Annotated in this window: 11 protein-coding genes; 7 read left to right on the plus strand and 4 right to left on the minus strand. The window is 71.4% G+C overall.

Going from position 1 to position 14391, the window contains the following annotated elements; all coding sequences use genetic code 11:
- Positions 1-118: 118 nt before the first annotated feature.
- The gene (locus tag ACIHCX_RS09635; RefSeq protein WP_400028236.1) at positions 119-883 is read right to left on the minus strand and encodes a hypothetical protein; all 765 of its coding nucleotides are present in this window, start codon (positions 881-883) and stop codon (positions 119-121) included.
- Between the two features lie 923 nt (positions 884-1806).
- Here ACIHCX_RS09635 and ACIHCX_RS09640 point away from each other — a divergent pair.
- The 3 genes from ACIHCX_RS09640 to ACIHCX_RS09650 all read left to right on the plus strand — a co-directional run bounded on the left by ACIHCX_RS09640 (position 1807) and on the right by ACIHCX_RS09650 (position 5944).
- The gene (locus ACIHCX_RS09640) at positions 1807-2754 is read left to right on the plus strand and encodes an SCO0930 family lipoprotein (RefSeq protein ID WP_400028239.1); all 948 of its coding nucleotides are present in this window, start codon (positions 1807-1809) and stop codon (positions 2752-2754) included.
- 239 nt (positions 2755-2993) lie between these two features.
- Positions 2994-3806 (plus strand): SAM-dependent methyltransferase, encoded by an 813-nt coding sequence (locus ACIHCX_RS09645; RefSeq protein WP_400028241.1) that lies wholly within the window; start codon positions 2994-2996, stop codon positions 3804-3806.
- Positions 3803-5944, plus strand: coding sequence for a putative bifunctional diguanylate cyclase/phosphodiesterase (locus ACIHCX_RS09650; RefSeq protein WP_400028243.1), 2142 nt, complete (start codon positions 3803-3805; stop codon positions 5942-5944). Before ACIHCX_RS09645 ends, ACIHCX_RS09650 begins: the two co-directional genes overlap by 4 nt.
- Before the next feature lie 82 nt (positions 5945-6026).
- On the opposite strand, the gene ACIHCX_RS09655 is transcribed toward ACIHCX_RS09650, so the two are convergent.
- Entirely contained in the window at positions 6027-7433 is a 1407-nt protein-coding gene (locus ACIHCX_RS09655) for an APC family permease (protein ID WP_400028245.1), read from the minus strand.
- 87 nt (positions 7434-7520) lie between these two features.
- The gene (locus ACIHCX_RS09660) at positions 7521-9158 is read right to left on the minus strand and encodes an amidohydrolase (RefSeq protein ID WP_400028247.1); all 1638 of its coding nucleotides are present in this window, start codon (positions 9156-9158) and stop codon (positions 7521-7523) included.
- An 89-nt stretch (positions 9159-9247) separates the two neighbouring features.
- Between ACIHCX_RS09660 and ACIHCX_RS09665 the strand changes: the two genes are divergently transcribed.
- Positions 9248-9928: a TetR/AcrR family transcriptional regulator gene (locus tag ACIHCX_RS09665; RefSeq protein ID WP_400028249.1), complete on the plus strand. Its 681-nt coding sequence runs from the start codon at positions 9248-9250 to the stop codon at positions 9926-9928.
- An 81-nt stretch (positions 9929-10009) separates the two neighbouring features.
- Here the strand turns inward: ACIHCX_RS09665 and ACIHCX_RS09670 are convergent, their stop codons facing one another.
- Positions 10010-10897 (minus strand): LysR family transcriptional regulator, encoded by an 888-nt coding sequence (locus tag ACIHCX_RS09670; protein ID WP_400028251.1) that lies wholly within the window; start codon positions 10895-10897, stop codon positions 10010-10012.
- 120 nt (positions 10898-11017) lie between these two features.
- Between ACIHCX_RS09670 and ACIHCX_RS09675 the strand changes: the two genes are divergently transcribed.
- The 3 genes from ACIHCX_RS09675 to ACIHCX_RS09685 are packed head-to-tail and all read left to right on the plus strand — an operon-like array spanning position 11018 to position 14386.
- Entirely contained in the window at positions 11018-11689 is a 672-nt protein-coding gene (locus tag ACIHCX_RS09675; RefSeq protein ID WP_400028253.1) for a succinate dehydrogenase, read from the plus strand.
- Between the two features lies 1 nt (position 11690).
- Positions 11691-13640 carry a fumarate reductase/succinate dehydrogenase flavoprotein subunit gene (locus tag ACIHCX_RS09680; RefSeq protein WP_400028255.1) on the plus strand — a complete coding sequence of 650 codons (1950 nt, stop codon included), beginning with the start codon at positions 11691-11693 and terminating at the stop codon, positions 13638-13640.
- Positions 13637-14386, plus strand: a complete 750-nt coding sequence (locus ACIHCX_RS09685) for a succinate dehydrogenase/fumarate reductase iron-sulfur subunit (protein ID WP_400028257.1) — start codon at positions 13637-13639, stop codon at positions 14384-14386. The genes ACIHCX_RS09680 and ACIHCX_RS09685 overlap by 4 nt, the downstream gene beginning before the upstream one ends.
- Positions 14387-14391: the final 5 nt, after the last annotated feature.

Here is a 14391-nt window from a genome sequence, read left to right on the forward strand (position 1 = left end):
CACCCGGGCGAACGGGGCAACCGTTGGGCCGCACAGGGGATTCACAGGGGCCGCACGGGGGATCCGTTTCCGTCCGTCCTCGCGCACGACGGCCGGCCCCCGGCACGGCGCGGGACCGTCAGCCCGTCAGATGGGGGAACAGGTCCAGGAACGGTCCGGCGGTGGCCGCGACGCCGCGGCTGTAGGGGGCGTCGAAGTCCCAGATCAGGAAGAGGAGGAAGGCGATCAGCGCGGAGAACAGCCCGGCGAGGACCAGCTCCCGTTTCGTGCGCCGGATCTGGAGCGCGAACACCATGCCGATGGTGATGACGCCCCCCGAGATGAGGCCGAACCACACCACGCCCGGCATCGTCGCCCCCATGGAGCCGGCGCGTGCGGTGCGGGCCTGGGCGGCGGCGGCCACCTGGTCCACCAGCGGCTGGTAGGCCTGCGCCTCGAAGTCCGACTTGGGCTGGTAGTCGGTGACGTCGGCACGGACGCGGTCGAGCAGCTCGTCGCCCCGCTCGGTGACATGGCCGTGGTCGGCCATGGTCTTCCACTCGGTGGTCACGACGTGTCCGGCATAGGCGTTGACGTCGACTCGGATGTGGTCGCGGACGTCGGGCGGATAGACGCGGACGCGTTCGGAGACCTCGTGCAGCGCCAGGGCCTCCGCCTGGACGTGGTCCTGGGCGGCGACGCGCGCCTCCCAGACACCGGCGATGGCCAGACCCAGCACGATGGCGTAGACCACGCCGATCCACATGGTCATGTACTCGATGACGTCCGGGGTCTCGGTGGGGTCGTCGTCCACCGCCTTCGTGCGGTGCCGCAGGAGGGTGATGACCACGACCACCGCGCAGGCGGCCAGCATCGCGAGAAGGAGAACAAGCCATTCCGACAACGGGTTCCTCCAGGGGTCAGCGCGGGCGGAGCGCGGCCACGGCGGCCAGGGCGGGTACCGCGATGAGCAGGACGTAGGTCAGGGGTGAGGGACTGCGCCGGGGTGTCGGCCGGTGCGGAGGGGTGTGGTGGCGCGGGTAGGTCACCGGTGCCGCGGACGGGTGGGGGCGGGGCGTGGGCGCCGGCTTCGGGACCGGCGGCGCGGGGGGCGGAGGTGGCGCGGGCGGTGGGGGAGTGGGGCGGGGCCGCGGGGCGGTGGGCGTCGGGCGCGGGGGTGGCGGGGGCTTGGGAGTGGGGGTGGGCTTCGGCTTCGGCGGCGGCGCGGGCTTCGGCGCCGGAGGCTCCGGTGTGGGTGTGGGTGTGGGTGTGGGTGTTGGGGTCGGTGGGGGAGTCGGGCTGGGTGGCGGCGTCGGCCGTGGGCACGGCGGCGGAAGGGCCGGAAGGGCCGGAAGGGGTGGCAAAGAGGGCCAGGAGCCGCCACCGGCCACCGCGACCGCCTCCGTGCCCTCCGGGCCCGTGGAGGCGTACGCGCAGGCGTCGGCCGCGGCCGGGGCGGCGACCCCGCCCACACAGGTCCACGCCAGCAGCGCCGGCGCCAACACCCGCAGTGACAGGGCGAGTCGCGTCGGTTCGGGTCGTTGCACGAGCGAGATCATGAGCTGTCGTGGACCGTGGCACGCCACGGTGGGCGCGGATTGCCCCGAAGGTGGGAAGCCGCAGGTCGGAGGTTTGATCGGCGGGCTGGTGCGGCGCCCTCGATGGGTACGCGCGTACGGGGGCGGCGGGAAACGTGCCGCAGATTCGGAAACCTCCGGAGGAAATCTCCGCCGCGGTTGAACACAACCGCCCGCGCCATGCGTACCCAGTGTCGTGCGGCGGCGCAGCAGGGCGCTGCAACACCCTTAAAAGTATGGGGAGTTGACGATGAACACCTCCTGGCGGAGCGCCTCACTCGTGGCGGCGGCCGCGGCCGTGCTGGCGCTGACGACGGCGTGCGGTCAGGAAGGCGCCCCTTCGGCGGGCGGCCAGAACGTGGGTGCGACCGCCCAGGCCGGCGGATTCGGCAGCGCCGGGACGAGCGGCGACAACGGCATCGGCAACGGGTACGGCGCAAACGGCCGACAGGACTCCGCGGATGCCGCCCAGCCCGCCGGGGAACTCGCGGTCGCCGCCGACGCGCAGTTGGGCAAGGTGGTCACCGACAGCGCCGGGATGACCCTGTACCGCTTCGACGACGACACGGCCAAGCCCCCCAACTCCCACTGCGAAGCCGACTGCGCCACGGCCTGGCCGCCGGTTCCCGCGGACGACGCCACGGCCGGTGCCGGGATCGACAAGGCCCTGCTGGGCCAGGTCACCCGCGCCGACGGCACCAAGCAGCTGACCATCGGCGGGTGGCCCGCCTACCGCTACGCGAAGGACACCAAGGCCGGCCAGACCAGCGGCCAGGGCGTGAACGGCAAGTGGTTCGCGCTGGCGCCCGACGGCAAGAAGGCCTCGCTGGCGAAGCTGCCGGGCCTGTCCGTGAAGAAGACCGAACTGGGCGACGTCGTCGTCGACAAGAACGGCATGACGGTCTACCGCTTCACGAAGGACCAGGCGTGGCCGAAGTCGGTCTCCGCCTGTACCGGTTCCTGCCTGGAGAAGTGGCCGGCGGTGGCGCCCGTCGCCTCCGACGACACCAAGGGCGTGGTGAAGAAGGGCCTGATGCCCTTCACCCGGCCCGACGGCGTCAAGCAGATGACCGTCAACTGCTGGCCCCTGTACACCTTCTCCGGCGACAAGCTGCCCGGAGACGTCAACGGCCAGGGAGTCGGCGGCACGTGGTTCGCCGTCTCCCCCGACGGAAAGGCGATCGGCGCCCCGCAGTAGCAACCGGCGCCCCGACAGGTCGGACCCGGACCGGACCGCCCCCTCCGCACCGCGCGGAGGGGGCGGTCCGCCGTGTGCGCAGATCAAGGCAATTCACCGCGATGCGGGTGCGTGGAGCGGGCCGAAGCGCAGGTGGTGGCCGGGAACGGATGGTCAATTTCCGTTTCCGGCTCGCCCGTTCGGCGGGCGGTCAGTAGCCTCAGCTCGAACACTGGCCCGCCTACGCAGTGGAGAGACGGATGGAGCGTCCCGCCTGGGCGCCGCGGAGCATCGACATCTCGGTGCCGAGCGTCGCTCGCATCTACGACTTCTACCTGGGCGGTTCGTACAATTTCGAGGTCGACCGGGAAGCGGCCCGCAGGGCCATGGAGTTCATGCCGGGGCTGCCCAAGGTCATGCAGGCCAACCGGGCCTTCATGCGCCGGGCCGTGGAGTTCGCCCTGGACGAGGGCGTCACCCAGTTCCTGGACATCGGGTCCGGCATCCCGACCTTCGGCAACGTCCACGAGGTCGCCCAGGCCGCCCGGCCCGGCGCGCGGGTCGTGTACGTCGACCACGACCCGGTGGCCGTCAGCCACAGCAAGGCCGTTCTGGCGGGTAACGGGGACGCGGACGTGGTCGCGGCCGACCTGCGCAAGCCTCAGGACATCCTCGCGAGCCTCCGGTTGGGGCGGCTGATCGACCTGAAACGGCCGGTCGCCCTGCTTCTCGTTGCCATACTGCACTTCGTGGAGGACGCGGACGACCCCTACGGTGCGGTGGCGGAGCTGCGCGACGCGCTCGCGCCGGGCAGCCTGCTCGTCCTCACCCATGCCTCGTACGAGGGAATCCCGCTGCCCGAGACACGGAGCAGGTCCCTGGTGGACGTGTACAAGGACATACGCAATCCGCTGATCATGCGCTCGCGCGAGGAGATCGCGCGGTTCTTCGAGGGGTACGACATGGTGGAACCCGGGCTGGTGCCGATGCCGAACTGGCGGCCCCGTACGGCGTCGGAGGACGAGGACCCTTATGCCTTCTCCGGTTTCGCCGGCGTGGGGCGTACGGCGTGAGCGCGGAGCCGGACGGGCCGGAGGACAGACTGCGCAGGCTGACGACGATCTGGAGCCGGGCCGTCTTCCCGGTCACCTCGACGTCGCTGACGCGCCCGGAGTTCGAGGAGCGGCTCCTGCCGCTGGCCCGCCGGTTGAGCGCGGCGCTGCGGGAGAGGACCTTCGACGCGGGGGAGGGCGAGGCGGTCGGCGCGGCCCTGGTCGACACGCACTGCACCGCGCCCGAGGCGCTCAGCCGCTCCCTTGACTGCCTCGACTCCTACCTCGTGCTGTACTGCGGCGAGGGCGGCGACCAGGAGGACCTGCGGGCCCGCTCCGCGCGGTTGCAGCACTCGATGGCGGCCGGGTTCGCGCGGGCCCTGCGGGAACGCACGCTGGCCGAGCAGGAGGCGATAGCCCAGGCGGCGCTGCGCGCCCAGGGCGTGGTCGCGCAGGCCCTGCACGCCAGCGAGGCCCGCTTCCGCGCCGTGTTCGAAGGCGCCGCGATCGGTATCGCCATCGCCGACCTGGAGGGCAACGTCCTCCAGGTCAACAGCGCGCTGCTGCGCATGTTCGGCGGCTCCGAACAGATCGTGCGCGGCCGCAACGTGCGCGAGTGGACGCACGCCGACGACGCCCCGCACATGTGCCGACTGTACGAGGAGCTGGTGCGCGGCGAGCGCGAGCACTACCACGTGGAGAAGGCCTTCTACCGGCCGGACGGAACGGTTCTGTGGACCAACCTGACCGTCTCCCTGCTCCGCGACGCCGACGGCTACCCGCAGTACCAGCTCGCCCTCATGGAGGACACCACCGAGCGGCGGCTGCTCAATCTGAGACTGCGGTACGAGGCCACCCACGACGCGCTCACCGGCCTGCCCAACCGCACCCTGTTCTTCGAACGCCTGGAGAAGGCGCTGAACGCGGGCGAGGGCCGGCGCTTCGGCCTGTGCTATCTCGACCTGGACGGCTTCAAGACCATCAACGACAGCCTCGGCCACGCGGCCGGCGACCGGCTGCTGGTCGAGGTCGCCGACCGGCTCCAGGCCTGCGCGACCGGGCCCGGAGAGATGGTCGCCCGGCTCGGCGGTGACGAGTTCGTCGCGCTGACCACGGGACCCGGCTCCCGGCACGAGGTCGACGAGCTCGCCGGCCGGATCATGAACGCGCTGGTCGCCCCCATCCGCATCGACGGCCGGGAACTGGCCGTACGCGGCAGCGTCGGCATCGTCGAGGGACCAGCGGGCGAGCGCAGCGCCGCGGAGGTGCTGCGCAGCGCGGACATCACCATGTACCGGGCCAAGTCGGCCGGCGGCAACCGCTTCGAGCTCGCCGACCCGGAGGCCGACGCCCGCGCCATCACCCGGCACGGACTGACCACGGCGCTGCCGGCCGCGCTGGACCGCGGCGAGTTCTTCATCGAGTACCAGCCGCTGGTGCACCTCGGCGACGGCAGCGTGCGCGGCGCCGAGGCGCTGGTGCGCTGGCTGCACCCGCAGCACGGCGTCCTCGGCCCCGACCGGTTCATCCCGCTCGCCGAGCACACCGGGCTGATCGTCCCGCTGGGCCGCTGGGTCATGGAGCAGTCGGTGCGCCAGGCCCGCCGGTGGCGGGAGCTGCACGAGGACGGCACCGGGGGCCCGCTGCGCATCAACGTCAACCTCTCGCCGTGCCAGCTCACTCACCCCGGGCTGGTCCAGGACACCGTCGACATACTGGAGCGCGCGGGTGTGCGGCCGGACGCCCTGTGCCTCGAGGTCACCGAGTCGGCGCTCATCGGCGCCGACGACGACCTGCTCAAGCCGCTGCGCCGGCTGGCCGAGATGGGCGTCGACATCGCCCTGGACGACTTCGGCACCGGCTACTCCAACCTGGCCAACCTGCGCCGGCTGCCGGTGAGCGTGCTCAAGCTGGACCGTTCCTTCACCCAGGGCATGCAGCAGTTCCCGGCCGACCCCGTCGACCTGAAGATCGTCGAGGGCATCGTCACGCTCGCCCACAGCCTGGACCTCGCGGTGACCGTGGAGGGCGTGGAGACCGCAGCCCAGGCCGAGCAACTGCGCGTCCTGGGCTGCGACACCGCCCAGGGCTGGTACTACGCCCGCCCGGGCCCCCCGGAACGCCTGCACGAACTGGCCCTGGCGGACGCGACGAGCTGACCGGAGCCGGCGCGAACCCGACACGGCCGAGGGCCTGCCGACACCCCGTCGGCAGGCCCTCGGCCGTGGCACTGGAAGACAGTCAGACGTGCGGCACCGCCTGCGTACCCGCTCCCCGGTCGTCGCCGGGAGCGGCCTTCGCCTCCGCCCGGTTCTCGCTGAAGCTCATCACCGGAGGCTTCCGCGTGAGCGCGCGGGTCAGGAACAGCAGGTACAGGAACCCGGCCAGCATCCAGCAGAGCCCCACCTCGAAGGTGATGCCCTCCAGGCTGGTCCACAGCCAGACGGTCAGGGCGAATCCGACCAACGGCAGCAGCCCGTAGGAGAGCAGGTCGCGCCCGCCGCGGCGGCCCTGGTCGACCAGGTAGTGCTTGACCACGCTCAGGTTGACCATCGAGAAGGCGATCAGGGCACCGAAGTTGATCATCACCACGGCGTTGTCGAGGCTGATGAACAGGGCGACCAGCGAGACCGCGGACACCAGGCAGGTCGCGATCACCGGGGTGCGGAGGCGGGGGTGGAGGTAGCCGAACACCCGCTTGGGCAGCACCCCGTCGCGTCCCATCGAGTACAGGATCCGGGACACGCTCGCCTGCGTGGTGACCCCGGAGCCGAAGGCGCCCGCGACATAGACGGCCACGAAGAACGAGGTGAAGGCCGAGCCGCCGAGCGTGCGCATGATGTCCAGGCCCGCGCTGTCGGGGTCGCTGAACGTGGAACCCGGGTGCACCAGCGCGCCCATCCAGGACACCACGATGAACAGCACGCCGCCGATGGCCGTGGTCAGCACGATGGCGCGGGGGATGGTGCGCCGGGGGTCCTTGGCCTCCTCCGACATGGTGGAGACCGCGTCGAACCCGAGGAAGCTCAGTGCGAGGATCGCCGCCCCGGAGAGCGCCGCCGAGGTCCCGGAGCCGCCCGGCAGGAACGAGGTGAACGGTTTGGCGGCACCGTGGCCGAGCGTGTGGTGGACGGACAGGGCGACGAAGAGCACCACGAGCACCCCGGCCAGGCCCACGACCAGGACGCTGAGCCGGCTGATGGAGTCCACGCCGAGCACGTTGACGAGCAGCGCGAGCAGCAGTGCGGCGAGCACGAACACCCGGGCGGGAATCGACGGGAACTGGCTGTGCAGATAGATGCCGATCAGCAGGAAGTTGATCATCGGCAGGAAGAGGTAGTCCAGCAGCAGGGTCCAGCCGACCATGAAGCCGACGTGCCCGCCGAAGGACTGCTGGGTGTAGGTGTACGCCGACCCCGCGGTCGGGAACGCCCGCACCATCCGCCCGTAGCTGACGGCCGTGAACAGCATGACCACCAGGGCGATCACATAGGCGGCCGGCAGATGGCCGTTGGTCACGCCGGTGACCGCCCCGTAGGTGGTGAACACGGTCACCGGGGCGAGATAGGTGAGACCGAAGAGGGTGAGTCCCGGTAGCCCGAGGACTCGCTTGAGTCCGTTTTCCGCGGGGATTTCCTTGTCCGTCATGAAGTGTTCCTTCCGCAGAAGAATGAGGCATTGCCAGGGGCCCGGCAAGGGCGGGGGCGGGACGCTCGGCGGTGCCCCGCCGTGGGGTCACCCCTGAGTGCCGTGGGTGCCGTGGGTGCGCTCGCCCGCCAGCCAGGTGCCGAGCACGGCGACGGCGGGCACGTCGTGCGGGTCGCAGTCGCGTGGGTCCCGGTCGAGCCAGACCAGGTCGGCGACCCGTCCGGGGGCCAGGACACCCCGGTCGTCGGCCATCGCCTGGTGGGCGACGCCGGCCGTGTAGCAGGACATCGCGGTCTCGATGTCGATCCGCTCCCGGGGCAGCCAGCCGCCCTCGGGGAGGCGCTCCGGCGTCTGCCGGGTCACCGCGACGGGGAGGCCGGTGAGCGGCCGGTGGTCGGTGACCGGCCAGTCGCTGCCGAACGAGACCCGGGCGCCGCTGTGCAGCAGCGAGCCCAGCGGGTACTGCCGCAGGGACCGGATCTCGCCCAGGCGGGGCATGGTGAGGTCGGTCATCGCCGGGTCGGGCTGCAGCCACAGCGGCTCGATGTTGGCGATCACCCCCAGTTCGGCGAAGCGGGGCAGGTCGTCGGGGTCGACCATCTGCACGTGCGCGATCACCGGACGGCGGTCCCGGGGGCCGCGCGCCTCGGTGAGACGGGCGAGGGCGTCCAGGGCGGTGCGGATGCCGGCGTCGCCGATCGCGTGCAGATGCGGTTGCAGTCCCAGCCGGTCGATCTCCACCAGGGCCTCGCGCAGCTCCGCGGCGGCCCAGATCGGCATGCCCCGGGTGCAGGGGTCGTCGGCGTACGGCTCGAGCAGCGCCGCGGTGCGGTTCTCGATGATGCCGTCGACGAAGAACTTGACGGTGCGGACGCTGAGCCGGTCGAGCCCCGCCGCCTCGATCCGGTCGCGGTCGGCCGCGAACTCGGCGAGCTGCTCGCGCCACCGCGACGGGTCGGCGCGCAGGGCGAGGTTCACCCGCGTGGCCAGGGCGCCCTGCCGGGCCGCCGCCAGATAGGCATCGACGGCCTCGTGCTCCACCCAGGCGTCCTGGATCCAGGTGACCCCGGACTCGGCGTAGGCGCGGGTGGCCAGGGCCAGGGCCTGTACGCGTTCGTCCAGGGTGCGCGGGGGCGCGGCGCCGAGGACCGCGTCGACGGCGTCCCACTCGACCATGGTGCCCAGCAGGCTGCCGTCGAGGCGGCGTGCGAACCGCCCGCGTTCGGTGTCCTGGACCGAGCCGTCGAGGCCGGCCCGGCGCATGGCCTCGGTGTTGCACCACAGCGTGTGGTAGTCCCACGCCCGCAGGGCGACCGGGCGGTCGGGTACGACGGCGTCCAGCCAGCGGGCGTCGAAGAGGCCGTCGGGGGCGAGCGTGGAGTCGTAGCTGCCGCCGAGGATCCAGTCGGCGTCCGGGTGCTCGGCGGCGTACCGGCCGACCTCCGCGACCAGCTCGTCCACGCTGGTACAGGGTCGGATGCGCGGGCCGAGCGCTTCGAATCCGCCCTGGTCGGGGTGGCAGTGACCGTCTCCGAACGCCGGCATGAGCAGCCCCCCGCCGAGGTCCAGCAGTTCGTCGGCGGCGTCGGCGAGCGCCTCGGCCGCGGCGCCGACGGCCTCGACGCGGCCGTCCCGCACGGCCAGTGTGGTCGGCGGCTGCCCGGTGCCGGAGGGTGCGGGCAGACCGGTCCACACGGTGCCGTTGCGGAAGACGGTGAGGGACATGCGTACTCCCCAAAGCGAATGCCGTTCGTTTTAGTGGACGCAGGTTAGACTCACGCAACGACGCTTGGGAAGAGGGGCGGGGACACCGGATGAGCGCCGGGACGCGAAGGACGGGACGCCCGAGCACGCCCGTACTCGATCGCGAGGTGATCGTGCGCGGGGCGCTGGACCTGATCGACGAGGTCGGCGCCGAGGAGTTCTCCATCGCCCTGCTGGCCCGGCGGCTGCGGGTCCGGCCCTCCTCGCTGTACAACCACGTCAAGGGCAAGGACGACATCCTCGCCGGGGTGCGCGAACTGGTGGCCGACCCGATCGACGCGAAGGACTTCGACGTGCTGCCCTGGGACGAGGCCCTGGTCAGCTGGGCCAGGCTCTACCGGGCGGCCTTCGCGGCACATCCGCGGACCATCTCGCTGCTGGCCACCATGCCGGTGTCCGGTGCCCACCGCACCCTGCGGATGTACGAGTCGGTGGTGGCCGGGCTCGAGCGCGGCGGATGGCCGACCGCCTCGGTCATCCCCGTCATGGTCGGCGTGGAGTCGTTCGTCCTGGGTTCGGCGCTGGACCTGGTGGCGCCGGCCGCGATGTTCGACCCGGGACCGGACTCGCCCCAGGTGCCCAGGTTCACCGCCGCGGTGCACGCCCGGGACGAGGTCTCGGCCGCGCAGGGGCGGCCCGCCGCCGACCTGGCCTTCGAGATCTCCCTGGCGGCACTGGTCGACGGCCTGCGCGCTCGGCTGGCCGCGGAAACCGCCTCTGACGCACGATAGTTGACGTTGAGTCAGGCTGACGTGCCGTCAAGCTGACGGGAAATCAAGTACGGGGCCGGAAGCGCGAGGCGCGCTCAACGGTCATCGCTCCAGCAGCATCCGCTGGAGTTCCCTCGCGGCCCTCGGCGGCGCCACGTCGCTGCGGTGGGCCAGCGCGATCGTGCGGTGCAGTCCGGGCCGGGCCAGCGGGGTGACCCGCAGCCCGTGGCCGGAGCGCGTCGCGACCATGCTCGGGACGACGGCCACCCCGAGGCCCGCCCGTACGAAGCCCAGTACCGCGTCCATCTCGCCGCCCTCGACGGCGAGGTCCGGCTCGAAACCCTCGGCGCGGCACGCGGCGACCGTCAGCTCCCGCAGGTCGTAGCCGTGCCGGAACATCACCAGGCGCTCGCCCTCGAGATCCGCGATGGCGACCGAGCGCCGCCCCGGGCCACCGGGCGCGGGCGCCTCCGGCGAGGAGACCACCACCAGGTCCTCGCGCAGCAGCTCCACCGTGGTCAGGGCGGGCGAGGGGGTGGGCAGCGGGAGCACGACCAGCGCCAGGTCCAGGGCGCCGCGGGCCAGCTCGCGCACCAGGTCGTGGGAACCCCCCTCCTCGACCAGCAGCCGGATGCCGGGATAGCGGTCGTGGAAGGCGCGCAGCACGTCCGGCAGCAGGCCGGTGCACAGGCTCGGGGTGGCGCCGAGCCGCACCCGGCCCCGGCGCAGCTGCACCAGTTCCTGCACCTCGTGCCGCGCCGTGTCGGCGTCGGCGAGGATGCGCCGGGCCAGCGGCAGCAGCGCCTCCCCGGCGTCGGTGAGCGTGATGTTGCCCCGGGCGCGCAGGAACAGATCCGCGCCGAGCTCCCGCTCCAGCGCCTTGATCTGCTGCGACAGCGACGGCTGGGCGACATGGACCAGATCGGCCGCCCGGGTGAAGTGCCGGGTCTCGGCGACCGCCACGAAGTACTGGAGTTGCTGGAACTGCACGACCCCAGCATAGCCAGTCCCTATCGAAACGAGCCGGACCATGTCTTGGACCGATGGGGTCCTTCGGCCCTAGCGTTCTGAGACATGGCACTGGCAACGCGGACGGACCGACGGCCGTCCATGGCACGCACCGTGTGGGGCTCGACCGTCGGCAAGAAGACCGTGATGGCGGTCAGCGGCCTGATCATGCTGCTGTACCTGGTCGTCCACATGATCGGGAACCTGAAGATCTTCTTCGGGGCGGGTGAGTTCAACCACTACGCCCACTGGCTGCGCACGGTCGGCGAGCCGTTCATGCACTACGAGTGGACGCTCTGGCTGATCCGTGTGGTGCTCGTGGTCGCCGTCGTCGCCCACGCCGTCTCCGCCTACCAGCTCAGCCGCCGCGACATCAGGGCGCGGCCCGGCAAGTACGTGCACTCCAGGCCCCGGGCCAGTTACGCCACCCGCACCATGCGCTGGGGCGGGATCATCCTCGGCCTGTTCATCGTGTGGCACATCCTCGACCTGACCACCGGCACCGTGCACTCCGGTGGATTCCAGCCCGGCCACCCGTACCAGAACGTCGTGGACACCTTCTCCACCTGGTACGGCAACGTCATCTACATCGTCGCCATGCTGGCGCTCGGCCTGCACATCCGACACGGATTCTGGAGCGCCGCCCAGACCCTTGGCGTTGGCAGCCGCACCCGCGACCGTGCCCTGAAGATTGCCGCCAACGTTCTCGCACTGCTGCTCACGGCCGGCTTCATCGCCGTCCCGGTGGGCGTCATGACCGGAGTGGTGAGCTGACATGACCTCCTACGCCGACTACGCGACCGGTGCGCCGGTCGCCGACACCACGGCCCCGTCCGGCCCGATCAACGAGCGCTGGGACACGCGCCGCTTCGAGGCCAAGCTGGTCAACCCCGCCAACCGGCGCAAGCACACGGTCATCGTGGTCGGCACCGGCCTCGCGGGCGGCTCGGCCGGCGCCACCCTGGCCGAACAGGGCTACCACGTCGTCCAGTTCTGCTACCAGGACTCCCCGCGCCGGGCCCACTCCATCGCCGCGCAGGGCGGCATCAACGCGGCGAAGAACTACCGCAACGACGGCGACTCCATCCACCGCCTGTTCTACGACACCGTCAAGGGCGGCGACTTCCGCGCCCGCGAGTCCAACGTGCACCGCCTCGCGCAGATCTCGGTGGAGATCATCGACCAGTGCGTGGCGCAGGGCGTGCCGTTCGCCCGCGAGTACGGCGGCCTGCTCGACACCCGCTCCTTCGGCGGCGTCCAGGTCTCCCGCACCTTCTACGCCCGCGGCCAGACGGGCCAGCAGCTCCTGCTCGGCGCCTACCAGGCACTGTCCCGGCAGATCGCCGCCGGCAACGTCGAGATGCACGCGCGCACCGAGATGCTCGACCTGATCGTCGTCGACGGCCGGGCCCGCGGCATCGTGGCCCGCGACCTGATCACCGGGAAGATCGACACCTACTTCGCGGACGCGGTCGTCCTGGCCAGCGGCGGCTACGGCAACGTCTTCTACCTGTCGACGAACGCCATGAACTCCAACGCCACCGCGATCTGGCGGGCGCACCGGCGCGGCGCGTACTTCGCCAACCCCTGCTTCACCCAGATCCACCCCACCTGCATCCCGCGCACCGGCGACCACCAGTCCAAGCTCACCCTGATGAGCGAGTCGCTGCGCAACGACGGCCGTATCTGGGTCCCGAAGGCCAAGGGCGACAACCGCCCGCCGAACGAGATCCCCGAGGACGAGCGCGACTACTACCTGGAGCGCATCTACCCCTCCTTCGGCAACCTCGTCCCACGTGACATCGCCTCCCGCGCCGCGAAGAACGTCTGCGACGAGGGCCGCGGCGTCGGCCCCGGCGGCCAGGGCGTCTACCTGGACTTCGCCGACGCGATCCGGCGGATGGGCCGCAAGAAGGTCGAGGAGAAGTACGGCAACCTCTTCGACATGTACGAGCGGATCACCGCGGAGAACCCGTACGAGGTACCGATGCGGATCTACCCCGCCGTGCACTACACGATGGGCGGCCTGTGGGTCGACTACGACCTCCAGACCACCGTCCCCGGCCTGTTCGCGGTCGGCGAGGCCAACTTCTCCGACCACGGCGCCAACCGCCTCGGCGCCTCCGCGCTGATGCAGGGCCTGGCCGACGGCTACTTCGTCCTCCCGGCCACGATCAACGACTACCTGGCCCGCAACCCGCACCAGGAGGCCGTCACCGTGGACCACCCCGCCGTCCGGGAGACCGTCGCCGAGACCGAGGACCGCCTCAACCTGCTCCTGTCCGTCGACGGCGACCGCACCCCCGACTCCTTCCACCGCGAAGTCGGCGAACTCATGTGGGAGTTCTGCGGCATGGCCCGCACCGACGCCGGTCTGCGCAAGGCACTGGACCGCATCCCGCAGATCCGTGAGGAGTTCTGGCGGCGCATCAAGGTGCCCGGCACCGGCGAGGAGTTCAACCAGTCGCTGGAGAAGGCCAACCGCATCGTCGACTACCTGGAGCTCGCCGAGCTCATGTGCCTCGACGCGCTGCACCGCGCCGAGTCCTGCGGCGGCCACTTCCGCGAGGAGTCCCAGACCCCCGACGGCGAGGCGGCCCGCCGGGACGAGCAGTTCGCCTACGCGGCGGCCTGGGAGTTCACGGGCACGGGCGAGGCGCCCACCCTGCACAAGGAAGACCTGGTCTTCGAGTACGTCCACCCCACCCAGCGGAGCTACGCATGAGGCTCACCCTGCGCGTCTGGCGGCAGAAGAACGCCGACGCCGACGGCGCCATGTCCACCTACGAGGTGGACGACATCTCGCCCGACATGTCCTTCCTGGAGATGCTGGACGTCCTCAACGAACAGCTCATCCTCTCCGGCGAGGACCCGGTCGCCTTCGACCACGACTGCCGCGAGGGCATCTGCGGCGCGTGCAGCCTGGTCATCAACGGCGACGCGCACGGCCCCGAGCGCACCACCACCTGCCAGTTGCACATGCGGTCCTTCCGGGACGGCGACACGATCGACATCGAGCCGTGGCGCGCGGCCGCCTTCCCGGTGGTGAAGGACCTGGTGGTGGACCGCTCGGCCTTCGACCGGATCATCCAGGCCGGCGGCTACATCAGCGCCCCGACCGGCTCCGCGCCCGAGGCCCACGCCACGCCGGTACCCAAGCCGGACGCCGACTTCGCCTTCGAGCACGCCGAGTGCATCGGCTGCGGGGCCTGTGTCGCCGCCTGCCCCAACGGCGCGGCGATGCTGTTCACCTCCGCCAAGGTCAACCACCTCAACGTGCTGCCGCAGGGCGCGCCCGAGCGCGAGACCCGCGTCCTGGACATGGTGGCCCAGATGGACGAGGAGGGGTTCGGCGGCTGCACTCTGACCGGCGAGTGCGCCACCGCCTGCCCCAAGGGCATCCCGCTCGTGTCGATCACCGGCATGAACAAGGAGTGGCTCCGCGCGACCCGCAAGGCGTCCAAGCGGTAGCCCGT

This window comes from Streptomyces sp. NPDC052043 (assembly GCF_044548235.1).
Taxonomy (GTDB): Bacteria; Actinomycetota; Actinomycetes; order Streptomycetales; family Streptomycetaceae; genus Streptomyces.

Excerpts from the sequence above, each read along its gene's own strand:
- ACIHCX_RS09665 (WP_400028249.1), top strand. The coding sequence starts at position 9,248 with ATGAGCGCCGGGACGCGAAGGACGGGACGCCCGAGCACGCCCGTACTC.
- ACIHCX_RS09640 (WP_400028239.1), top strand. The coding sequence starts at position 1,807 with ATGAACACCTCCTGGCGGAGCGCCTCACTCGTGGCGGCGGCCGCGGCC.
- ACIHCX_RS09680 (WP_400028255.1), top strand. The coding sequence starts at position 11,691 with ATGACCTCCTACGCCGACTACGCGACCGGTGCGCCGGTCGCCGACACC.
- ACIHCX_RS09655 (WP_400028245.1), bottom strand. The coding sequence starts at position 7,433 with ATGACGGACAAGGAAATCCCCGCGGAAAACGGACTCAAGCGAGTCCTC.
- ACIHCX_RS09685 (WP_400028257.1), top strand. The coding sequence starts at position 13,637 with ATGAGGCTCACCCTGCGCGTCTGGCGGCAGAAGAACGCCGACGCCGAC.
- ACIHCX_RS09675 (WP_400028253.1), top strand. The coding sequence starts at position 11,018 with ATGGCACGCACCGTGTGGGGCTCGACCGTCGGCAAGAAGACCGTGATG.
- ACIHCX_RS09645 (WP_400028241.1), top strand. The coding sequence starts at position 2,994 with ATGGAGCGTCCCGCCTGGGCGCCGCGGAGCATCGACATCTCGGTGCCG.
- ACIHCX_RS09660 (WP_400028247.1), bottom strand. The coding sequence starts at position 9,158 with ATGTCCCTCACCGTCTTCCGCAACGGCACCGTGTGGACCGGTCTGCCC.